Annotated in this window: 20 protein-coding genes; 8 read left to right on the top strand and 12 right to left on the bottom strand. The window is 71.1% G+C overall.

The features are described 5' to 3' along the window. Positions 1–13 precede the first annotated feature (13 nt). Positions 14–391 carry a nuclear transport factor 2 family protein gene (locus ACIBBB_RS28550; RefSeq protein WP_398986924.1) on the bottom strand — a complete coding sequence of 126 codons (378 nt, stop codon included), beginning with the start codon at positions 389–391 and terminating at the stop codon, positions 14–16. Between the two features lie 199 nt (positions 392–590). Between ACIBBB_RS28550 and ACIBBB_RS28545 the strand changes: the two genes are divergently transcribed. The 3 genes from ACIBBB_RS28545 to ACIBBB_RS28535 all read left to right on the top strand — a co-directional run bounded on the left by ACIBBB_RS28545 (position 591) and on the right by ACIBBB_RS28535 (position 4,834). Beyond that, on the top strand, positions 591–908 hold the full coding sequence (locus tag ACIBBB_RS28545; protein ID WP_398986922.1) for an SCP2 sterol-binding domain-containing protein: 318 nt from the start codon (positions 591–593) through the stop codon (positions 906–908). Between the two features lie 198 nt (positions 909–1,106). Further along, positions 1,107–4,427 carry an ATP-binding protein gene (locus tag ACIBBB_RS28540; protein ID WP_398986920.1) on the top strand — a complete coding sequence of 1,107 codons (3,321 nt, stop codon included), beginning with the start codon at positions 1,107–1,109 and terminating at the stop codon, positions 4,425–4,427. Positions 4,428–4,603: 176 nt separating this feature from the next. Then, the gene (locus ACIBBB_RS28535) at positions 4,604–4,834 is read left to right on the top strand and encodes a LysR substrate-binding domain-containing protein (RefSeq protein WP_398986918.1); all 231 of its coding nucleotides are present in this window, start codon (positions 4,604–4,606) and stop codon (positions 4,832–4,834) included. Here ACIBBB_RS28535 and ACIBBB_RS28530 read toward each other — a convergent pair. From ACIBBB_RS28530 to ACIBBB_RS28515, 4 genes are all read right to left on the bottom strand, one after another. Then, on the bottom strand, positions 4,824–5,921 hold the full coding sequence (locus tag ACIBBB_RS28530) for a MerR family transcriptional regulator (RefSeq protein ID WP_398986916.1): 1,098 nt from the start codon (positions 5,919–5,921) through the stop codon (positions 4,824–4,826). The two genes, ACIBBB_RS28535 and ACIBBB_RS28530, sit on opposite strands and share 11 nt — an antisense overlap. 160 nt (positions 5,922–6,081) lie before the next feature. Beyond that, positions 6,082–6,942 (bottom strand): ABC transporter permease, encoded by an 861-nt coding sequence (locus ACIBBB_RS28525; RefSeq protein WP_398986914.1) that lies wholly within the window; start codon positions 6,940–6,942, stop codon positions 6,082–6,084. Beyond that, positions 6,939–7,934: an ATP-binding cassette domain-containing protein gene (locus ACIBBB_RS28520; protein ID WP_398986912.1), complete on the bottom strand. Its 996-nt coding sequence runs from the start codon at positions 7,932–7,934 to the stop codon at positions 6,939–6,941. The genes ACIBBB_RS28525 and ACIBBB_RS28520 overlap by 4 nt, the downstream gene beginning before the upstream one ends. A gap of 93 nt (positions 7,935–8,027) precedes the next feature. Further along, positions 8,028–8,633 (bottom strand): NADPH-dependent FMN reductase, encoded by a 606-nt coding sequence (locus tag ACIBBB_RS28515; protein ID WP_398986910.1) that lies wholly within the window; start codon positions 8,631–8,633, stop codon positions 8,028–8,030. A 350-nt stretch (positions 8,634–8,983) separates the two neighbouring features. Between ACIBBB_RS28515 and ACIBBB_RS28510 the strand changes: the two genes are divergently transcribed. Together ACIBBB_RS28510 and map are read left to right on the top strand one after the other, a co-directional pair. Beyond that, a complete protein-coding gene (locus tag ACIBBB_RS28510; RefSeq protein WP_398986908.1) occupies positions 8,984–9,652 on the top strand; it encodes a CHRD domain-containing protein in 669 nt (222 codons plus the stop codon). Positions 9,653–9,803: 151 nt separating this feature from the next. Beyond that, positions 9,804–10,571 (top strand): type I methionyl aminopeptidase, encoded by a 768-nt coding sequence (gene map, locus ACIBBB_RS28505; protein ID WP_398986906.1) that lies wholly within the window; start codon positions 9,804–9,806, stop codon positions 10,569–10,571. A gap of 164 nt (positions 10,572–10,735) precedes the next feature. Here the strand turns inward: map and ACIBBB_RS28500 are convergent, their stop codons facing one another. After that, a complete protein-coding gene (locus ACIBBB_RS28500) occupies positions 10,736–11,203 on the bottom strand; it encodes an acyl-CoA thioesterase (protein ID WP_398986904.1) in 468 nt (155 codons plus the stop codon). A 36-nt stretch (positions 11,204–11,239) separates the two neighbouring features. Next, entirely contained in the window at positions 11,240–11,698 is a 459-nt protein-coding gene (locus tag ACIBBB_RS28495; RefSeq protein WP_398986902.1) for a hypothetical protein, read from the bottom strand. 232 nt (positions 11,699–11,930) lie between these two features. Between ACIBBB_RS28495 and ACIBBB_RS28490 the strand changes: the two genes are divergently transcribed. After that, complete coding sequence (locus tag ACIBBB_RS28490) at positions 11,931–13,874, top strand: FUSC family protein (RefSeq protein WP_398987189.1); 1,944 nt, start codon at positions 11,931–11,933, stop codon at positions 13,872–13,874. A gap of 76 nt (positions 13,875–13,950) precedes the next feature. Here the strand turns inward: ACIBBB_RS28490 and ACIBBB_RS28485 are convergent, their stop codons facing one another. From ACIBBB_RS28485 to ACIBBB_RS28470, 4 genes are all read right to left on the bottom strand, one after another. Further along, on the bottom strand, positions 13,951–14,349 hold the full coding sequence (locus ACIBBB_RS28485; protein ID WP_398986900.1) for an ATP-binding protein: 399 nt from the start codon (positions 14,347–14,349) through the stop codon (positions 13,951–13,953). 71 nt (positions 14,350–14,420) lie between these two features. Beyond that, positions 14,421–14,819: an RNA-binding S4 domain-containing protein gene (locus ACIBBB_RS28480; protein ID WP_398986898.1), complete on the bottom strand. Its 399-nt coding sequence runs from the start codon at positions 14,817–14,819 to the stop codon at positions 14,421–14,423. Between the two features lie 10 nt (positions 14,820–14,829). Further along, positions 14,830–16,500, bottom strand: a complete 1,671-nt coding sequence (locus tag ACIBBB_RS28475) for an ABC-F family ATP-binding cassette domain-containing protein (protein ID WP_398986896.1) — start codon at positions 16,498–16,500, stop codon at positions 14,830–14,832. Positions 16,501–16,997: 497 nt separating this feature from the next. After that, positions 16,998–19,061 (bottom strand): PhoX family protein, encoded by a 2,064-nt coding sequence (locus ACIBBB_RS28470; protein WP_398986894.1) that lies wholly within the window; start codon positions 19,059–19,061, stop codon positions 16,998–17,000. A gap of 318 nt (positions 19,062–19,379) precedes the next feature. Between ACIBBB_RS28470 and ACIBBB_RS28465 the strand changes: the two genes are divergently transcribed. Both ACIBBB_RS28465 and ACIBBB_RS28460 read left to right on the top strand, forming a co-directional pair. Continuing rightward, on the top strand, positions 19,380–20,705 hold the full coding sequence (locus ACIBBB_RS28465; protein ID WP_398986892.1) for a VWA domain-containing protein: 1,326 nt from the start codon (positions 19,380–19,382) through the stop codon (positions 20,703–20,705). A gap of 102 nt (positions 20,706–20,807) precedes the next feature. Then, a complete protein-coding gene (locus ACIBBB_RS28460; protein ID WP_398986890.1) occupies positions 20,808–21,530 on the top strand; it encodes an AAA family ATPase in 723 nt (240 codons plus the stop codon). A 46-nt stretch (positions 21,531–21,576) separates the two neighbouring features. Here ACIBBB_RS28460 and ACIBBB_RS28455 read toward each other — a convergent pair. After that, positions 21,577–21,719 (bottom strand): AraC family transcriptional regulator (locus ACIBBB_RS28455; RefSeq protein ID WP_398987187.1); only part of this gene is annotated, 143 nt, incomplete at its 5' end.

Below are 21,719 nucleotides of genomic sequence, written 5' to 3'. Positions count from 1 at the left end.
GGGCGGGGCGGAGTCACGGCGCGATGGTCAGGTCCTCGATCAGTCCGTCGCGGAGCGTGAACCGGAAGCGGAGGTCGACGCGCCCGCCGGGGAAGTCTCCCTCCAGGCGGTTGGTGACGGTGTGGTGAGTGTCGTCCTCGCTCTCGACGGCGAGGAGTTCGGTGGTGTACGTGTACTCGCTCGCCGCCGTACCGAGCCACCGCTCGATCTCGGCCGCGCCGGTGTGGGTCGAGCCGTCGTCGGTGACGGTGGCGTCCGCGCGCATGGTCGCGAGCGCGGCGGCGGTGTCGCGGCCGGTCCGGCGGCGACCGTCGGGATGCTCGCGCGATACGGCGCGCCCCGGCCCGGCGGGCGACCGGACACCGGTCAGGACACGATCAAGTCCGGTCAATCACAGGGGAGTTGACACGTACCCCTACTACAAACGCGCGGGTTTTCTGCACCGGATCACGTAGCCGATCGGGACTGTTGTGTGCATCGCGGCGGCCCGCTCCGAAACGTTCCGAATGTTTCCTTGAAGGTGCCTCAAGCGGTCGGTCGTCAGGGGTTGAATGGACCTCGACCAAGCTCGCTGAACGATGGAGAGACCCTTGAGCACTTCCGACACCACCATGCAGGCTCTCGCCGCCAGGTTCGACTCGGCGGCGGCCGCCGGCCTGGACCTCACCTTCGGCTTCAACGTCACCGACGAGGACAAGCAGTTCTCGCTGACCGTGAAGGACGGAACCTGCTCGCTGCAGGAGGGGGCGAACGCGGACGCCAACGCCACCCTCGTGCTGGATGCGGACACCCTCAAGTCCATCCAGTCGGGTACCTCCGACGGGACGCAGGAGTTCACCGCCGGCCGGCTCCGCATAGAGGGCGACCCGATCGTCGCCCAGAAGCTGGGCACGCTCTTCCCGGCCTGATCCAGCGGATCGAGTTGATCCGCTGATCCGGCTGATCCGGCTGATCGGCTTACGCGGTGGGCCCGCGGTCACCTCGGTGGCCGCGGGCCCACTCGCGTGACGCACGCGCGCGCCTCTTCGCCGGAGAACACCGCTGTTCGCGCGTGCGGCAGAGATTTCGTATGCCGATTGTCAGTGGTGCCTTCTATGGTTTTGGGCATGACCCCTGCACTCATCGGGCGTGACCACCCCGCAGGCGTCCTTCGCGCGGAGATCGGCCGGGCGACGGACAGCCATGGGGGTCTCGTGCTGGTCGCGGGCGAGGCGGGCATCGGCAAGACCACGCTGGTCACCGCCGCCGCCCAGGAGGCCAGGCAGCGCGGAGCCCTCGTGCTCGGCGGCTCCTGCTGGGAAGGCAGCGCCCCGGGGTACTGGCCGTGGGTGCAGGTCGTGCGCGGGATGCGGCGCGGCCTGGGCGAGGCGGAGTGGGCGAAGGCCGAGCAGGCGGCGGGCGGGCGGCTCGCGGTGCTCCTCGGCGAGGCCCCGGGGGACGACGAGGCCAAGGACGCCTTCTCCGTGTACGACGCGGTGACGACCGCCCTCGTCACGATCTCCCAGGACCGGCCGGTCGTCGTTGTCGTGGACGACCTGCACTGGGCGGACACCGCGTCACTCAAACTTCTCGAATTCGCCGCCCAGCACGCCTGGTTCGAGCGGCTGCTGCTCATCGGGACGTACCGGGACGTGGAGGTTGAGGCGCCGGGCCACCCGCTCCAGCAGCTCATCCTTCCGCTCGTCGCCCGCGCCACCACCGCCGTCACGCTGACCGGGCTCGACAGGGACGACGTGGGCGCGCTCCTCGCGCTGACCACCGGGCGCGAGCCGGAGCCCGCCCTGGTGGACGAGGTGCACAGCCGCACGGGCGGCAATCCGTTCTTCGTGGAGCAGACCGCCCGACTCTGGCACGGCGGATCCCCGGTCAGCACGATCGCCCCCGGTGTGCGCGAGGCCGTGCGGCGGCGGCTGTCGATGCTGCCGAAGCCGGTCGGCGATCTGCTGGTGACGGCGAGCGTGCTGGGCAGGGAGTTCCACCGCCAGGTGCTCGCCGCCGCCACGTCGGCGCCCGTGCCGCACGTGGACCGGCTGCTGGACCGGGCGGTGTCGGCCCGGCTGGTGGTGACACGCAAGGGCGGCCGGTTCGCCTTCGCCCACGACCTTGTCCGCGAGACGCTCTACGACTCCCTGGAGGAGGCGGAAGCGGCCCGGCTGCACGGCGCGGTCGTACGGGGCCTGGACTCCTCGCCGGCGCTGGGCGAGAAGATCTTCCCCGCCGATCTGGCCCGGCACGCCCATCTCGCCGGTGACACCGTGGACCGCGACCGCCGCATCGATCTGCTGCTCGCGGCCGCGCGGGACGCGTCGAGCAGGCTCGCGGCCGATGAGGCCATCGGTCACTACCGGCGCGCGCTGGAGGTGGCCGAGACCGCCGGGGAGGGCGACCCTCGCCGCGCCGTCCTCATCGCGCTCGACCTGGCCGGCGAGCTGCGGCACCACGGCATGGAGGACGAGGCCCAGCGGTATTTCGACCGCGCGGTGACACCGGCGCGGGAGCTGGGCGATCCGGAGCTGCTGACCCGCGTCGCGCTCACGGTCCACCAGTTGCAGGACCTCCCCGGCCAGGGGCCGCACGCGGCGGAGCTGCTGCACGAGGCGTACCGCGCGCTGTTCGGCGACGGCGACGGGGAAGGGGGCGGGGGCGGGGAGGGGGACCGGGAGGGGGACGGCCGCGCGGACCATCCCGTGGCCCGCGGCGGGGAGAGGGAGCGGATGGCCCAGGATCTCGCCGTCCGCGCCACCGATCTCGCCCGCCGGGACGATGACGACGAGGCGCTCGCCTTCTCCCTCTGGGCGCGGCACGACACGATCTGGGGCCTCGGCACCTCCGAGGAGCGGCTCACCCTCACCGCCGAGATGTCGGCCGTGGCCCGCCGCACGCAGAATCTGGACATGGAGGTGCACGCCGCGGCGATGCGCTGGGTGACGCTGCTGGAGCTGGGGGATCCGCTCTACCTGAGCCAGTTGCGTACGTACGCGGCCCTGGCCGAGCGGGCGGGCAAGCGCAGATACGAAATGGGCAAGGCGGTCGACCTGGGCATCGTCGCCGCGCTCAGCGGCGACTTCGAGCAGGCGGAGAAGTGGTACGCCGACACGGTCGAGGCGGCGGACGGCCACGGGCCGTACGAGTATCTCGCCTCCCATCTGCTCTGGGCGCTGCACATGCTCCGGGGTCGTTACGACAAGGCCGACACCGTATCGCGCAGCCTCAACGGTGTGGGGTACCCGCTGCCCGACCTGCTCGACGGGATCTCCGCGGTCGAACGCGGAGACACGGAGCGGGCGCTGCGGCATCTGCGGGAGCTGGAGAACAGGCACGAGCCGGTGTCGCGCATCTTCGCGCCGCTGCTGTTCCGGCTCCGGGCGCACACGGCTGCCGCGACGGGCGATCCCCAGTTGATCGCCGAGGCCCGGGACGCCCTCGGCGCCCACAGCGGCCGATGGCTCGTCGCGCTGTACGGCTGCGACATCAGCGGACCGGTCGATCTGTGGCTCGGAATGCTGGACGCGGCGGAGGGACGCTGGGACGCGGCGGTGGCCGCGTTCACGTCGGCGCGCGATTCGGCCGACCGTCTCCAGGCGAGACCGTGGTCCCTGCGGGCGGGTCTGGAACTGGCGGACGCGCTGCGGGCCCGCGGCGGGGAGGGGGACGCCGCGGCGGAGGCGACGCTGCGGGCGGGGACGTCGCGGGCGGCGAGGACGATGGGTCTAACAGGCGGCGGGGATACGGAAAGGGCGATCGGGCCTGACACCAGGACCCGCCCCGACGCCCAGGCCGCCACCGAGGCGGACACGGAGGCCGACGCTGAGGCCGACGGGGCTCAACCAGTTCCACCCGGGCCGGAGTTCAGGCGGGACGGGGCCGTGTGGGCGCTCGCCTTCGGCGGGCGTGCGGTCCATGTGCCCGACGCCAAGGGGCTGCGCGATCTGCACACGCTGCTCTCGCACCCGGGCACGGACTTCCCCGCCGTCAGGCTGCTCGCCCCCGACGGCGGCGAGACGGCCGTGGCGGCACGCGCCATGGGCGGCGACCCGGTCCTGGACGAACGGGCCAAGGCCGAGTACCGGCGGCGGCTCGACCAACTGGACCGGGGGATCGACCGCGCGGGCGAGCGTGGCGACGACGCGCGCGCCGCCGCGTACGACAGGGAGCGCCGGGCCCTCCTCGACGAACTCCGCACCGCCGCCGGTCTCGGCGGACGCACCCGGCGGCTGGGCGACGAGGCCGAGCGGGCCCGTAAGACGGTCACGGCCCGGATCCGCGACACCCTGCGCAAACTCGACGCGCTCCACCCCGAACTGGCCGCGCATCTGCGGAAGTCGGTGACGACGGGCTCGACCTGCGCCTACCGCCCCGAGCTCGCGGACGACGGCGGGACCAGCGGAAGCGAAGCCCCCTCCGCCGATCTCACCTGGCGGCTGTGAGCCCTCAACAGCCCCAGCGCCTCGCCCACCGCCCCCGGTCCGGCGGGCAGCAGCGGCAGCCGTACGGAGGTGGCGTCACTCCCCCTGGATCCTGCCCACGCCCGGCACCCTCTGCCGTACGAGCGTGACGCGGCTGTGGCGAAGCGAGCGGCTTCCACGTCTCGTCGTGGCACCGCGTGGACGACTACGACACCGCGCTCGGCCTCGTCGCGGCGGGTGCGGGCGTCGCCGTCGTCCCCGACCTCAGCGCGCAGAACCCACCGCCCGGCACCCTGCTGACCCCGCTCGACCTGCGACGACGGAGCGAGGTCGCGTTCCGAGGGGGCTCGGCGGCCCATCCCGCCGTCCAGGCGCTGATCGCGGCGCTGCGCGAAGCACTGCCCCCCGAGGTCGCGGTCACCGCGTGACCGCGTCGGCCACCGCACAGGCGACGTTGTCCGGTCCGCCCGCCGCGAGAGCCAGCGCGATCAGCTCACGGACGGCGTCCTCCGGCTCCGCCGCCGTACGCAGGACGCGCCGGATGTCGTCGGGCCGTACGACCGTGAACAGACCGTCGGAGCAGAGCAGATAACGGTCGCCCGGCCGCACATCGTGCAGCCGCAGATCAGGGCGGGCGTGGTCCTCACTGCCGTCCAGGGCGCGCAGCAGCAGCGCCCGTCGGGGATGGGACACCCCCTCCTCGGCGGTGAGGCTGCCCGCGTCGATCATCGACTGCACGAGGGTGTGGTCGTGCGTGATGCGGGAGACCTCACCGCCCCGCAGCAGATACGCGCGGGTGTCACCGACATGCACGAGCGCCAGCCGGGACCCTGTCCACAGCATCGCCGTGAGCGTGGTCCCGGAACCGCCGGGAGTCCCCGCCGCCGCCCCCGCCCGGTTCACCCGTTCCACCGCGTCCGCCAGGCCGTTGAGCACGTCCGCGCCCCGGACCGACTCCTCCAGCGCCACCAGCGCCTCGACCGCCGCGCCGCTCGCCCGCGCGCCGTCGTCCCCGAACCCGTCCGCCACCGCGAGCAGCCGTGAACCGGCGTACGCCGTGTCCTGGTTGACCGGCCGGACCAGTCCACGGTCCGACCCGGCCGCGTAACGCATCGCTATTTCCTTGCCCTTGCCCTTGCCCATTTCAGACATCTCTTCGACGCCTTCCCCTGCCGGTATCCCGGACAGTTGGCCAACGAGGAAGGTCACCAGGTCCCGGCGCGCGGCGGTCTCCGTCTCCACCCGCGCCCAGTACGCCCCGATGTCCAGGCCGGCGGCTCGTGGATCCGTCTCGCACAGATCGCAGATCTCACCGATCCGGGCCAGCGGCATCCCGACGCGCCGTAGCCACGCCACCAGCCGGGCCCGGTCCAACTGGGCCTCGGTGTAATACCGGTAGCCGGTCGTCCCGTCCACGCGAGCCGGTGTCAGCAGCCCCAGCTCGTCGTAGAGACGCAGCGCCTTCGGCGACAGCCGAGACGCGCGGGCGAACGCGCCGATGGTCAGTTCACCCATGTTCTCCATGCCACGAAACACCGCCGTCCCTCTCCTCGTACCGGGCGCCTCGCCCGGCACGACCGATGCTGGGGCTTGCCCCTCGGGGAGAGTCAACACATCTGTGGCCTGCGGCTCTCCCCCGGGGAGTCGCAGGCCACAGCCGTCGGGAATCACGCGCTCACTTGCGGTTGTAGAGCCGCATCGTCCATGTACCGAAGACGAGCACCAGGCCGACCGACCAGCCCAGCGTCACCGCGATGTCGTGCGTCGGCCAGTTGCCCGCCATCAACTCACGTACCGCACTGGCGAGTTCGGAGACCGGGCTGTTGTTGACAAAGGCCTGGAGCCAGCCCGGCATCGTCTTCGGGTCGACGAAGACGTTGCTCAGGAAGGTCAGCGGCATGATCACCATCATGCTGACGCCCATCACCGACTTCTCGGTGCGCAGCATCAGCCCGAACATCGTCCAGATCCAGGAGAACGAGAAGGAGAAGACGAGCAGCAGCACCACCCCCGCCGTGATGCCCAGCACGCCGCCCTCGGGCCGGTATCCGATGGCCAGACCCACGGCGAGGATCACGACCGCGGCGATCATGTACCGGATCACGTCGCCGAGCAGATAGCCGACCATCGGGGCCGGCCGCCAGATCGGGAGCGTACGGAAGCGGTCGAACACGCCCTTGGCGATATCGGTGTTGACCGCGACGCCCGAGTACATCGTGATCATCACGACGCTCATCACCATGACGCCGGGCAGCAGGAACTGGATGTACGCGGAGACCGACCCCGCCAGCGCCCCGCCGAAGAGATACGCGTACATCAGCACCATCATGACCGGGAAGACGGTCACGTCGAAAAGCTGCTCGGGCACATGCTTGATCTTCAGCATCGCCCGCCAGCCGAATGTCATCGACGCGGAGAGCGCGCTGGGCCTCGGTGGCCGCTCCTTGTTCACCAGCAGCGCGGCGAGATCGTCCGCGGTGGGCGTGGCGAGTTCGAGGTCGTCCAGGTCCTGGCTCTTCGTGGCTACGGTGGTCATGCCGCCGCCACCTCCTTCGCATCGGTGCTGCTCTTCTTCTTGTCGGTGAGGGCGAGGAAGACCTCGTCCAGGCTGGGCTGGCCGAGGGAGAAGTTGTCCACGACGATCCCCTCGTGCGCCAGCTCGGCCAGCGCCCGCCCGGCCTGCTCGGCCGCGCCCTGCTCGCTGCCCGCCCCGCTGATCGTGGCGGTGAGCGCGAGCGGGTCCGGGTCCAGCACGATGTCCGCGCTGAGCGCGGCGGCCAGCACCCGCTGGGCGTCGGGCCGTTGGGCCGCGTCGCGCAGCCGCAGATGTACGGCGCCGGAACCGACCGACGCCTTCAGGTCGCCCTTCGTGCCCTCGGCGATCACCTTGCCCTGGTCGATCACCGCGATCCGCGACGCCAACTGGTCCGCCTCGTCCAGATACTGGGTCGTCAGCAGCACCGTCGTCCCCTGCGAGACAACAGCCCGCACGATGTCCCACACCTGGTTACGGCTGCGCGGGTCGAGGCCGGTCGTCGGCTCGTCCAGGAAGAGCAGGTCCGGGGTGTTCAGGATGGAGGCGGCGATGTCGATACGGCGCCGCATACCGCCCGAGTAGTTCTTGACCTGCCGGGCCGCCGCCTCGTCAAGGCCGAACGCGTCCAGCAACTGCCCCGCGCGGTCGCGGGCGTCGGGCTTGGTGTGCCCGAGGAGCCTGCCGAGCAGGATCAGATTCTCCGAACCGGTCAGGTCCTCGTCCACCGACGCGTACTGCCCGGTGAGCGCGACCCGGCTGCGGACCGACTCGGCGTCCTTCACCACGTCCTTGCCGAAGACGCGGGCCTCACCGCCGTCCGGGCGCAGCAGCGTCGCGAGCATCCGTACGACGGTGGTCTTGCCCGCGCCGTTCGGACCCAGCACTCCGTAGACCGTGCCCGTCGGCACGGCGAGATCGACTCCGTCCACGGCGCGGTTCGAGCCGAAGACTTTCACCAGCCCCGTGGTCTCGATCGCGAGATCATTACTCATCATCAGTCCTTGTCGTTCTTCTTGATCGTGTCGGAACGTCCGAGCGGTTCTCTCTTACGACTCCGGGGGAGCCCGAAACTCATCCGCCGGTGCTCAGCAGATGTACGGGCGGGCCGCCCGCGCCTCGCGGAGGCCCAGGCCCCACCACCCGAGCTGGTCGAGCAGCACGCTCGCGTCGCGGTCCCTGCGCTCCTCCGTCACCGAGTCGATGTCGAGCACGTCGTCGCCGCAGTCGAAGAGGTTGATCGACACTCCGTTCCGGAGGGTGACCGTGTGCAGCTCGGTGAAGACCGTGCGCAGCGCCTCCACCGCGTACAGCCCGCCGGACCCGTGGCCGTAGCTGACGAACGCGACCGGCTTGGTCTGCCACTCGTCGTACGCGTAGTCGACGGCCTGCTTGAGGGAGGCGGGGAACGAGCGGTTGTACTCGGGTGTCACCACCACGAAGGCCTCCGCGCGGTCGACCTCCGCCGTGAAGTCCGCCATCGGCTCCGTGGCCCGGTCGGGATAGCGCGCGGGGAAGTCGAAGCCGGCCAGATCGACGACCGACACCTCCAGCTCGTCCCGCTTGCCCGCCAGCTCGGCGAACCACCGCCCGATCGCGTCACCGAGGCGCCCCTCGCGGGTGCTGCCGATGATGACCGCGACGCGCAGCGGCGTCGCCGCGCCGTCCCGCTCCCCCTCGCGGTGCTGTCGCATCCGAGCCGCCTCCCCCCTCGTTCACCGTCACTTCCGCCCTCACCCACAAGGCGCCAGACGTGACCGCGCGCCCGCCAGATCAGATCTGGCGGGCGCGCGAGGCGAAGAAAATGACAGGTCAGCGGGCGTACGGCGGCAATCTGGGCCGGGTCCCCGGACCGGTCTCCGCAGCCGCCGTGCCGGGCGCTCCGCGCGGGTTCCGGTCAAGGTCGTGTTCCGACTGTTCGTAGGTCGTCCCGGGAATGTCTCAGGCGTGTCATCGGGTGAGGGGACAGCGAGGGGGCTCCGTTGTTGAGGGTGACGGACCGCGCGACAGCCGTGGTCGTACCACCCGAGAGGCAATAAACACCATGAACAGCAAGCGTTTTGGCATCATCGCCGTGTCCGCCGCCGCCGGTGTGCTCCTGCTGACTGCCTGCAACGACGAGGACACCGCGACCGGTGCCGGCGCGGATGCCGCGGCCAGCAGCCCGGCCGCCGCGGGGCACGCGTCGGCCGGTGCGGAGCACGGTGCCGAATCCGGCACCGCGCAGGGCGCTGGTGAGTGGGACAAGAACAAGGCGGACGCGACCTTCTTCGGGTCGCTCATGAACGGCGCCGAAGAGGTGCCGGTCGAGGGTGGACCGGCCGTGGGCGACAAGGACGGGCAGGCCCTCGCCCTCATGCGGATCCAGGGCAACCAGGTCTCCTACGCGTTCACCTTCACCGGGATCCAGACGCCGACCCTCGGCCACCTCCACAAGGGTGTCAAGGGCGTCAACGGCGACGTGAAGATCCCGTTCTTCACGGAAAAGCTGGAGGACGGCAAGAAGTTCACCTACGGCACGGTCACCGTCGAGGACAACGACCTGCTGGAGGGCATAAAGGCCAACCCCCAGAACTGGTACTTCAACATCCACACCGCCGAGTTCCCCGGCGGCGCCGTCCGCGGCCAGGGCTACAAGCTCCCCACCGGCGTCAAGGTCCCCGACACCATGACCGAAGAGGCACTCAACTCCCTGGTCAACTCCCCCAATTAACCCCCCGCACGAAGTCATGGTCTTAAGGAAGACGGACAGGCACGATCCGAACCTCCGGCGTACCTCCGCCGGAGGTTCGGGCCTACCCCCTAGTCGTGATACTAATACCGGTATAAGTATTGGATCGGATTGGGGCGAGGAGTCACCGTACATGGTGGAGATCAAGACGGACGCCGCGATGGACGCGATGCGGGAAGCCGGGCGGGTGGTGGCCCGCGCGCTGGCCGCGGCTCAGAAGGCGGCCGGCATCGGGGTCTCCCTGCGGGAGCTCGACGAGGCGGCCCGCGCGGTGCTGGCCGAGGCGGGAGCCGGTTCCCCGTTCCTCGGGTACCGGCCGTCCTTCGCCCCGGTCCCCTTCCCCGCCGTGATCTGCACGTCCGTCAACGACGCCGTGGCGCACGGCATCCCCACCGGCTACCGGCTGCGCGACGGCGACCTGGTGAGCATCGACTGCGGCGCCCTGCTCGACGGCTGGGCCGGCGACGCGGCCATCAGCTTCATCGTGGGAACGCCGCGCCCCGCGGACCTCGACCTGATCGACGCCACCCGGCGGGCCCTCGACGCCGGGATCGCCGCCTGTCAGGTCGGCGACCGCCTCGGCGACATCTCCCACGCCATCGACACGGTCGCCAGCGGAGCGGCCTGCGGCATGCCCGCCGACTTCGGCGGTCACGGCATCGGCCGCCGCATGCACGAGGACCCCCATCTCCCCAACCGCGGCCGCCCCGGCCGCGGTTTCCCCCTCCGCCACGGCCTGGTTCTCGCGATCGAGCCCATGCTCATGGCCGGCGGGAAGAACGCCTACCGCACCGACACCGACGGCTGGACCCTGCGCTCCATCGACGGCAGCCAGTCCGCCCACATCGAACACACGGTCGCCATCACGTCCGAGGGCCCTCGCGTCCTGACCCTGCCCTGACGATCTGCCAGGACCGACGGCGGGCCGGCGTAGGGCTGACGCACGAGGCGCTCGCGCCCGGCCTGGCCCGCTGGCTGCGCGACGTGATCTTCGCGAACGCCGCGGCCCACGGCGTCGACCCGGAGTCCGCCACCTGGGAGTGATCCCCTTCGGTTCCCCCGGACTCAGTCCCCCGGGCGGACCTGTCCGGCCACCAGTTCCCGCGCCTTCTCGCTCCACGCCGAGGGGCGCTTCGTCTCCGGGTCCAGGCGGATCAGCGTGCGGGTGCCGTGTGCGTACGTCGGCGGTCCGCCGTCCCGGGAGCAGATGCGGAAGCCGTAGGTGAGCGAGGTGCGGCCGAGATGTTCGACCCAGATGCGGACGCCGTACTCACCGGGGCGGTCGATCGGCGCCTCGAAGGTGATCCGGAAGTCCTTGACGACGTTGAAGGCGTCGCCGAGAGCGGTCCAGTCCTTGCTGAAGGCGATCTCGCGCTCCTGCCAGTACGACACCCAGGCACGTTCGACCAGCACGCCGTAGCGGCTGTTGTAGAGCATGCCGAAGGAGTCCAGCTCGTCGAAGTGGACCGCCACCGGGACCAGGAATCCGTACGACGATTCGGTCGCGCGCCCCTCACTCACACGTTCACTCACACGTTCACCCACCCGTCCCTCGGTCCATCCCGTCACTCAGGGCTCCCGCGTGTGGAAGTAGTAGAAGGCCGCGATCGCCGTCACCGCCCCCACCACCAGCCCGATCCCGGACGACCGCAGCACGCTCGCGTACGAGAGGCTGTACAGGAAGCCCACGGACATCCCGGCCACCACTCCGAAGGCCCCGGCCCGCACCTCGGTCGCCAGCGTCGTGGGCAGCCGCAGCAGGATGAAGACGAGCAGCGCCACCGCGAGGCCGGAGACCACGCCGAGGGTGATCTGGAGGGCGTTGAGCGGGTCGCCGTGGCGCTGGATGAACGGCGCCCAGACGCCGTAGACGATGCCCAGCGTGACCGGGACCGCCACGACGTGGAGGGGGATGTGGGGCCGCCCTCCCCCGGAGAGGCGCGAGAAGCCCGAGAAGCGTGAAGAGCCCGAGGGCCGCGCGTGCCGGGGTCCGGACTTGGTCGTGGACGTCGGTGCGTGTGTGGCCATGGCAGAGAACTCCTCCCGCTCGTCCCTCTTCCAGAGCACACCCGCCGACGCCCACCGGCAACTCGTACCGCCACGCACGAAGCCACCCCCCACCCCTTGCTGACAGCCCGCCCCCTCGTACGTCACTGTGGCGACCGTGATCTCTCCCCGCCCCGGACCGACCAGGCCGAGCAGGCCGAGCAGGCCCACCGGCCCGACCCGGCCGTCCGCCCGGCTCACGCCCCCCGAGTGGCTGCTCAGCGGCCTGCGCCCGAAGCCCGCCCCCATCCCCTGGCCGGCCGTCGTCCGCGCCGGCGTCGCGCTCGCCGCGCCCCTCGCCGTCGGGCTCGCCCTCGACCGGCCCGCCTACGGCGCGCTCGCCTCCATGGGCGCCCTGTACGGCGTGATCAGCGACACCGCCGACGCCTACCGGCTCCGCATACTGCACATCGCCGTCCCCCAGCTCTTCGGCGCCCTGGGCGTCACCGTCGGCACCCTTGTCTTCGGCCACGGCTGGCTCGCCGTCGCCGCGCTGACCCTCGTCGCTCTGGTCTCCGGGATGATCTCCTCGATCGGCGCGGTGGCCTCCGTCTCCGGGCTGCTCCTGCTCCTCACCGCTGTCGTCGGCGCCGGTCTGAAAATGCCGGACCCCTGGTGGCTGGCCCCGTTGCTGCTCGCCTGCGGCGGCCTCTTCGTGCTCGCGCTGTCCCTGCTCGGCTGGCCCTTCCGCGGGCGCGTCGCCGAACGGACCGCCGTCGCCGACGCGTACCGGGCCTGCGCCGACCTGCTGGAATCCGCGGCCCGCGAGGACGGCGACTACGACGCCAAGCGGCAGGCCGTCACCGAGGCGCTGAACACCGCGTACGACCTCGTCCTCGCCCGCCGCGCCCGCGACACCGGCAGGCGAAGCCCCCTCGTACGGCTGCTCTCGCAGCTCAACGTGCTCATCCCGCTCGTCGAGGCGGCGCCCGCCGCGCATCTGCGGCGCCACCCGCTGCCCGACGAGATCCCGGCCGTCGTACGGGAGCTGGCGCGCGCGGTCGAGGAGGGCCGGGTCGACGGCGCCGATGTCGACCTGCCCGCGCCCGGCACCCTGTCCGAGCGGGCCGTCGACGTCGCGCTGCGGCACGCCGCGTCGGTCGTGCACAAGACCGACCCCGACCCGTACAACGTGGACGACCGCCTCGGCCGCCCCGCCGCGCTCGGCGTCCGGATCCGGCGCGCCGGGCGCGACGTGCTGCTCAGCGAGTCGTCCTGGCGCTACGGGCTGCGCCTCGCGCTCTGTATCGGTCTCGCGCAGTCCCTGGTCTCGGTGATCGACGTGCCGCGCTCGTACTGGGTCGCCCTCACCGTCACCTTCGTCCTCAAACCGGACTTCGGCTCGGTGTTCTCGCGCGGCGTCCTGCGCGCGCTCGGTACGGCGGGAGGTCTCGTCGTCGCCGCGGCCGTCCTGTCGCAGGTGCCGCGCGGCTGGTGGGACGTCCCGGTGATTCTGGTGCTCGCCGCCTGCATCCCGGCGGTCTCCGCGAAGAGTTACGGCTTCCAGACGGCGGCCATCACCCCCGTGATCCTGCTGCTCTCCGACGTTCTCAACCACGAGGGGGTCGCGCTGGTCGTACCGCGTCTCGTGGACAGTCTCATGGGCTGCGCCATCGCGCTGATCGCGGGCTATCTGCTCTGGCCGGAGAGCTGGCACACCCGGATCGGGGACCGGCTGGCGGACGCCGTCGAGGACACGGCGGACTATCTGACGTACGCGTTCGGCCCGGCCGACGGCCTCACGGCGGCTCAGACGGAGACTCGGACGGCGGCGAACCAGGCCGAGCGGGTGCGACGGCGGCGGATGCTCTACCGCGATCTGTCCGTCGTACGAACGGAATTCCAGCGCGCGCTCGCCGAACCGCCCCCGACCGGCACCCGCGCCGCGGCCTGGTGGCCGCTGGTCGTCGCGCTGGAGCGGATCATCGACGCCACGACGGCGGCGCGGGTACGCGTCAACTACGGCGCACCACCTCCCGGGGCGGACGAAATCGCGGACGCGGAGAGGCAGTTGAGGGAACTGGCCACGCGGGTGCGCTCCAGTGTCGTCCTGGTGGACGTGAGAAAAGAGTGGTCGGTGAAGGAGGACGAGGGGGTGCTGGCGCCGCTGCGGCGGGAGCTCCTGTCGGCGCAGGCGATCACCTCACAGCGTCGGTAGCGCGCCACCGACCGGCAGAGCGGCCGACCCACGGGGACCGGCCGGCCCGTCGGCCGGTGGCCGGGCTCGGGCGCCCTCAGTAGTCCGGGGCCTTGAGCGTCACCCAGACCCGCTTCCCCGGCCCCTGCCGCCCCGCCACCCCCCAGTCGTCCGCGAGCGCCGCGATCAGCGCGAGCCCGCGCCCGCACTCGTCGATCGGGCCGGGCGTACGGGACCGGGGCAGCGCGTCCCCCGCGTCCTCGACCTCCAGCCGAAGCAGCCCGTCGCACCTGCTCACGGTCACGACGATCTCCCGCCCCGGTGGCGACCCGTGCCGCAACGCGTTGGTGACCAACTCCGACAGCAGCAGCGCCGCCGTCTCCCCCAGCTCACCCGGCAGGCTCATCCGCCCCAACAGGGCCTCCCTGGCACGGCCGACGCTGCGGGGGTGGCGGGGGAGCCGGAGCTTCATGTGCTGGTCACAGTCGCGGTTCATGGAGATGACCTTCCCCACGTGAACGGCTTTTACTTTCCGTACACGCAAGGTGACTGTCCGGGGTTATGCGCTCAGTGCCCCTGGAGTTCGTCCAGCACACGCCGCTCCCGCTTCGTCGGCCGGCCCGCGCCACGCTCGCGGACCGCGACCGGGCCCGCGAACTCGCGGGGCGGAGGCGGCGGGCTGTGGTCCTCGTAGCACTGGACGGCCACCGGCGCGCCCACCCGTTTCCGTACGACCCGGGTGAGTACGACGATCCGCCGGCGCTCCGCGTGGCGGACGCTGATCTCGTCGCCCGGCTTGATCAGGAACGCGGGCTTCACCCGCTCACCGTTGACCCTGACGTGGCCCGCGCGGCACGCCGACGCCGCCTGCGAGCGGGTCTTCGTCAGCCGCACCGACCAGATCCAGACATCGGCGCGCACACTTCCCTGGTCTCCGGTCCCGGCGTGAGCTTCAGCAGCAGCCATGCTCCCGAGCTTAGAGCGTTTCCCCCGCATCCCCGAGGGAAAGGACGTCACGCACCTCGTCCGCCGACGTCTCCGTGAGCTCCTCCCCGACCACCAGCCACCGCGTGATCCCCACCGATTCGAGGAACGGCACGTCGTGGCTCGCGATCAGCAGCGCGCCCTCGTACGACTCCAGCGCGCCCGTCAACTGCCGCACGCTCGCGATGTCCAGGCTGTTCGTCGGCTCGTCCAGCATCAGCAGTTGCGGGGCGGGCGCCGCGAGCAGCATCGCGGCCAGCGCCGCACGGAAGCGTTCGCCGCCCGAGAGCGTGCCGGCGAGCTGTCCGGCCCGCGCCCCCTTGAAGAGGAAGCGCGCGAGCTGCGAGCGGATGTGGTTGTCCGTGGTGCCGGGCGCCAGGCGCGCGACGTTCGCCGCGATGCTCAGCGCCGGGTCGAGGACGTCGAGGCGCTGCGGCAGAAAACGTACGGGTACGAACGTCTTCGCTTCCCCCGACAGCGGCGCGAGTTCTCCGGTGAGCGTGCGCAGCAGGGTCGTCTTGCCGGATCCGTTGCGTCCGACGAGCGCGATCCGTTCGGGGCCCCGTACGTCGAGCGTCCCTTCCCGCAGCCGCCCGAAGCGGGGCCGTACCGCGTCGAGGGTCAGCACCGTACGGCCCGAGGGCACGGCGGTCCTCGGCAGGCTCACCCGGATCTCGGCGTCGTCGCGGATCGCCTCCGCCGCCTCCTCGCGCCGCTCGCGCGCGTCGCTCAGCCGCTCCTCCTGGAGGACCCGCGACTTGTCCGCCGACTCCTGCGCGGACCGTTTTTTCTCGCCCGCGACGATCCGGGGGGCCTTGCGCTGGGCGTTGAGTTTCTTGTCGTGGCGCTGCCTGCGGGCGTTCTTGATCTGCGTCTCCTCCAGTTCGCGCTTCTGACGGCGTACATCGGCCTCGGCGGAACGCAGCATGCGGCCCGCCGCCTCCTGCTCGGTGGCGAGCGCCTCCTCGTACGCGGACCAGCCGCCGCCGTACCAGCTCACCGAGCCGGCCCGCAGCTCCGCGATCCGGTCGACGCGTTCCAGCAGCTCACGGTCGTGGCTGACGACGACGAGCACGCCGGAGCGCCAGGAGTCGACGGCTTCGTAGAGTCTGTGGCGGGCGGGCAGGTCCAGGTTGTTCGTCGGTTCGTCCAGGAGGAGCACGTCGGGACGCTCCAGGAGCAGTGCCGCCAGGCGCAGCAGGACCGTCTCGCCGCCGGAGATCTCGCCGACGGTGCGGTCCAGGTCGATCGCGCCGAGGCCGAGGGAGCCGAGCGTGGCGACGGCCCGTTCCTCGACGTCCCAGTCCTCGCCGACCGTCTCGAAGTGTTCCTCGCGGACGTCTCCGTCCTCGATGGCGCGCAGCGCGGCGCGCCGCTCGGCGATGCCGAGCGCCTGGTCGACGCGGAGGGCGGTGTCGAGGGTGATGTTCTGCGGCAGATACGCGAGGCTCCCGCCGACGGTGACCGAGCCGCCGGAGGGGCGCAGTTCGCCCGCCAGCAGGTGCAGGAGCGTGGTCTTGCCGGTGCCGTTGGCGCCGACGAGACCGGTACGGCCCCGGCCGATGCTCAGGGAGAGCTTGTCGAAGACGGGTGTGCCGTCCGCCCACTGGAAGGAGAGCGCGGAGCAGGTCAGGGAGGTGCTTGGGGTGATGGGGGTGGACATCGTGGTGATCCTCGTCGGCGCGGTGGGATGGGGGCGTCGTATGCGAGCACCACGCGGCGACCTGGCCCGTGCGGACCGGAGGGCTTGAGCCCCGGAGAGGGGATGCGGCTGTCCGAGAGTTCACGGACGGCACAGGCATCGAGGTCGCATCCACGCGGGCGTACGGGCGGCGGCCTGAGCCTGGAGCCGTACGGCGTGATGATCGCGAACCTCAGATGCGCAACGTCCACCTCTATCGGAGACAACAAGGACCCTGTAAACGATAAGCGACCCGGGCGGCGGAGGCAAAGGACTTCGCAGATCCCCTGGGCTCCTCCGCCGGGGCCTGCCGGGCGGCGATGTCCTTGCCGTAGCGGAGCCGTACGGATGTCTCCGGCAGCCGCGCGCCCAGCCGCCCACCGCGGTGCGGGCGCACGGCGCCCGCACATGACAGTCGCCGGACGGACCGGAGATCCGGCCGCCCGGCGACTGTTCACACAGCTGAGGACAGTGAGGACTCAGACGCCGATGTCGTCGCCGTCCTTGCGCCAGACCGCCACGACCGCCGGGCGGACCATCTTGCCGCGCCCGTCGGGCCACGCGCTGAGCGGGTTGTCGACCGTCGCACCGTCGAGCTCGCCCGGGTGCTGCACCGCGACCAGGACGCGCCGGTCCTGGATGATCGGGCCGCAGGTCTCCGCACCGTTCGGAACGGTGAGGAACTGCTTCAGCTCACCGCGCCGCTCACCCTGCGTCGCCACGCCGAACAGGCCGTCGTGCGAACCGAGTTGCGCGCCGTCCGTGGAGATCCACAGGTTGCCGTGCGGGTCGAACGCCACGTTGTCCGGGCAGGAGATCTGGCTGACCTTCTCCTTCGGGTACCCCGCGAAGTAGGTCGCCGGGTCCTTCGGGTCGCCCGCGACCAGGAACAGCCGCCACGCGAAGCCGTCGCCGGCCGGGTCGTCCCAGTTCTCGGCGAGCTCCAGGATGTGACCGTGCTTGTTGGCGTTGCGCGGGTTGGCCTCGTCCGCGGCGGCCTTGCCCGCGGCGCCGCGGTCGGTGTTGTTCGTCAGCGCGATGTACACACGGCCGGTACGCGGGGAGGGCTCGACGTCCTCGGGGCGGTCCATCTTCGTGGCGCCGACCTTGTCACCGGCCAGGCGCGTGAAGACGTACACCTCGTCGGCGGTCATGCCGGGCACGTGCGAGACGTCACCGGTGGCGAGCGGGATCCACACGCCGGAGCCGTCGAACTCGCCGTCCTTGGGCAGCTTGCCGGTGCCGTCGACGTCGGCCGGGCTGTCGCCGGTCAGCTTCGCGACGTACAGCGTGCCCTCGTCCAGCAGCGTGAGGTTGTGGTCGCGGACGGCGCGGCTGTCGCCCTTCTTCATCGACTTGGACGACACGAACTTGTAGAAGTAGTCGAACTTCTCGTCGTCGCCCATGTAGACGACCGCGCGGCCGTCGGAGGTGAGGCGCGGCTGCGCGGCCTCGTGCTTGAAGCGGCCGAGCGCGGTGCGCTTGCGGGGCGTGAAGTCGGGGTCGTACGGGTCCAGCTCGACGACCCAGCCGAAGCGGTGCGCCTCGTTCGGCTCCTGCTTCAGGTCGAAGCGCTTGTCGAACTGCTCCCACTTGCGCTCGGTGGCGGCGGTGCCTATGCCGTAGCGCTTGTCGGTGTCGCTCGATCCGTTGGCGAAGTACTGGTTGAAGTTCTCCTCGCCCGACAGGATCGTGCCCCACGGGGTGGTGCCACCGGCGCAGTTGTTCAGCGTGCCGTAGACCTTCTTGCCCGAACCGTCCACCGAGGTGCGCAGCAGCTCGGAGCCCGCGGCCGGGCCGGTGAGGCGGAACTCGGTCTTGACGGTGATACGGCGGTTCAGCTCGTGACGCGGAACGATCGTCAGCTTTCCGCTGCGGGGCTCCTCGTCCACCACGACGACCGACAGGCCGTGCGCGGCCCAGGCGATCTCGACCTGCTCGCGGGTGGGGTTGGCGGCGTCGTAATCCTTGAACATCAGGATCTCGTCCGTGTACTCGTGGTTGGCCACGAGGAGCTGCTTGCCGCGCTCGCTCTTGAGCGGCAGCAGGCTCAGGAAGTCGTTGTTGTATCCGAACTGGCCGGCCTGCGCCTTGGCGGTCTGCTCGTTCGGGTTGAACTCGGGGGCGCCGCGCAGGATCGGGTCGCCCCAGCGGACGACGATGTTCTGGGTGTAGCCCTCGGGGACGGTCACCTTGTCGGCGGTGTTGGGCGCGACCGGCGCGAAGCGCAGTCCACGCGCCCCGTCGGGCTTCTTGCCGCCCTCGCCGTAACCCTTGTCGCCCCCGGCGAGGGGGGTTGCCGAGGCGGGGGAGTTGCCGGAGCCCGCGACGAAGGCGGTACCCGCGGCGGCGGCGACGGTCACCACGGCGGCGCCGCGCATGAGGGACCGGCGGGAAAGTGCGGTGGCGATGACATCGCCGGCGTACTCGTTGTCACTGATGTTGGGCGTCTCGTGAAAACACGCGTCGCCACAGCGGAAACGGCAGGTCATGGCGGAACGTCCGCCCGGGTGCGAGTTGAGCAGCGGCAGCAGTTTGCGCACTTTCCCCTCCGGTGGGCTTTGCTCGGCGCGGCCTGCGCCGACATAGTGTCGGGATATGTACGGCGGTGACGCTATGCGCGTAGGCACCCGGTTCATCGACCTCAAGGTGAACGCGGAATGAATGCGAGTCGACCGGGCGTCCGTGGGGGGCACATTCCAGGTCCCGGGGCGCCCCTGCCGGAGCGGACGCCAGGTGGCCGCTAACCTTACGTATCCGCCGTGGCCAGGGATGCTGAGTTTAGGTCGGGGTATGTCCCCGAATCCCCTGTTCCAAGTACGGATATATGCCGCACCCAACTCATCTGAAAGGCCTCGCCCATGGGCATTCGGAGCTTGCTGCGCAAGGTGTTTGGACGCGAGCGTGCGGAGCGTGACGAGTCGGCGGCCACGTCGGTACCGGCCCAGCCCGAACGCACGCGTCAGCCAGAGCCGACGACGCCAACCACCACGACCACGACGGCCACGGCTGCCACGTCGGCCACCGTGCCGGCGCCGGCCAAGGAGCCGTCACCCGCCGCGGAGAAGGTGACGGCGGAGAAGACCACGACGAAGACGACGAAGACCGAGCCCGAGAAGCGGGCCAAGACGGAGAAGGCGGAGAGGTCGGAGGCGGAGAAGGCCGAGGACCTGGTCGCCGCGGCCTTCGACAACCCGCGCGCGTCAACGCCGGAACGGAGCGTCCCGGCCCAGACGAAGCGCGAGGAGCCCAAGACCCCGACGGTCCCGGCCCAGGCCCAGTCGACACCGGAACCGCCGAGGCCGGCGGTCGAGCCGGAGCCGGTGAAGGCGGCGGAGCCCGAGCCCGAGCCGGTCGTCGTACCGGACCCGGAGCCGGTGGCCGAGGTCGTACCCGAGCCCGAGCCCGAGCCGGTCGCCGTCGCCGAGCCGACCCCGGCCCCGGCCCCCGAACCGGCTCCGGCCGTGGCGGCCACTCCCACCCCCAAGGAGGCGGGCAAGCCGGCGTACTCCCTCGCGAAGGTCAAGACCCACGCGCCGGGCCTCGTCGACTCGTACAAGGCGGCGGGTGCCGCGCTCAAGAAGGCCGGCCTGGACGGAGAGCGGGCGACGGTCTACCTCGTGCTCGACCGTTCGGGTTCCATGCGCCCGTTCTTCAAGGACGGCAGCGCGCAGCGCCTCGGCGAGCAGGCGGTCGCGCTCTCGGCCCACCTGGACGAGAAGGCGACCGTGCAGGTCGTCTTCTTCTCGACGGACATCGACGGTACGGGGGAGATCTCCCTCACCTCGTACGAGAACCGGGTGGACGAACTGCACGCCGGCCTCGGCCACATGGGCCGGACGAACTACCACAGCGCGGTGGAAGAGGTCGTCGCTCTGCACGAGAAGGCGGGCAACCCCGGCCCCGCGCTGGTGATCTTCCAGACGGACGGCGCGCCGGAGGCCAAGCAGGCGGCGGAGAAGGCGTTCGCGGAGGCGGCGAAGCTGCCGCTGTTCTGGCAGATCGTGGCGTTCGGCGACCACAAGGCGAAGGGCTTCGACTTCGCGCGGAAGCTGGGCGCGGACGAGAAGGCCGCGAACGTGGCGTTCTTCCACGCGGGCCCGACGCCGAAGGACCTCCCGGACGCGGAGGTCTTCACCAACGTGCTCGCGGCGCTCCCGGCCTGGTGGTCCACCCACAAGGCCTGATCGCACCTGAGACACCACGAGACGCGCCCTCCGGTGAACAACACGGAGGGCGCGTCTCGTTGTCCGGGCCCCGCGTGCCCTGCCCTGTGAGAAGGTCGAGAGGTGATTGTCGAACGTGCGTACGCATCCATCCCGCCGGACACGCCTTCGAAGGAGGTGGACGCCTGGCCGTGGGCGGTGCCGTGCGTCGCGGAGTTGCTGGCGGACGGGCTTCACTTCACCGCCCCGGTGACCTTCCTCGTCGGCGAGAACGGCTCCGGCAAGTCGACACTGGTGGAGGCCCTGGCGGAGGGGTTCGGCCTGGACCCGTGGGGCAGCTCGCACCAACGGCGCTACGTCGGTCCCCGAGCCAAGTCGCTCCTGGGCGAACGGATCCGCTTCGACGCGGCGTCGGGGCGCGGCCGGCGCATGCTGGGCAACTGGTCGGCACGGGAAGGGTTCTTCCTGCGTGCGGAGACCGCGATGAACGCGCTGCGGCGCGAGAACTTCGACCCCGAGTCGGCGAGCCACGGGGAGGGCTTCCTGGCGGTGTTCCGGGAGAAGTTCCAGCGGCCGGGTCTGTATGTGATGGACGAACCGGAGGCGGCGCTCTCGTTCCAGTCGTGCCTCGAACTGTTGGGCCACATGGACCAGTTGGCGAAGAACGGCGCCCAGGTCATCTGCGCCACACACTCTCCGCTGCTGACCGCGCTCCCGGGCGCGGACATCATCGAGGTCGGCGACCACGGCATGCGCCGCACGCCCTGGTCCGACCTGGCACTGGTCGACCACTGGCGCCGCTACCTGACGGACCCGCGGATGTACTTGCGGCACATCCTGGACTGAGGGAGTGGCCCTCCGGCCCCCGACGACCTGGTCACCGGCCGTGCTCTTACGTCGAGGCGCGGGGGTGGTTCTGTTCGCGCCAGTCCCGTGGTGAGATTCCGTATGCCTGTTTGAATACTTTGCTGAAGTGGGTCGCGTCGGGGAAGCCCCAGCTTCGTCCTATGGTGGCGATGGTCCGCAGGCGGCCGT

It is taken from the genome of Streptomyces sp. NPDC051217, from assembly GCF_044455465.1.
Classification (GTDB): Bacteria; Actinomycetota; Actinomycetes; order Streptomycetales; family Streptomycetaceae; genus Streptomyces.
The sequence above is the reverse complement of the archived record's forward strand: the minus strand, read 5'-3'. Positions and strand labels throughout refer to the sequence as shown.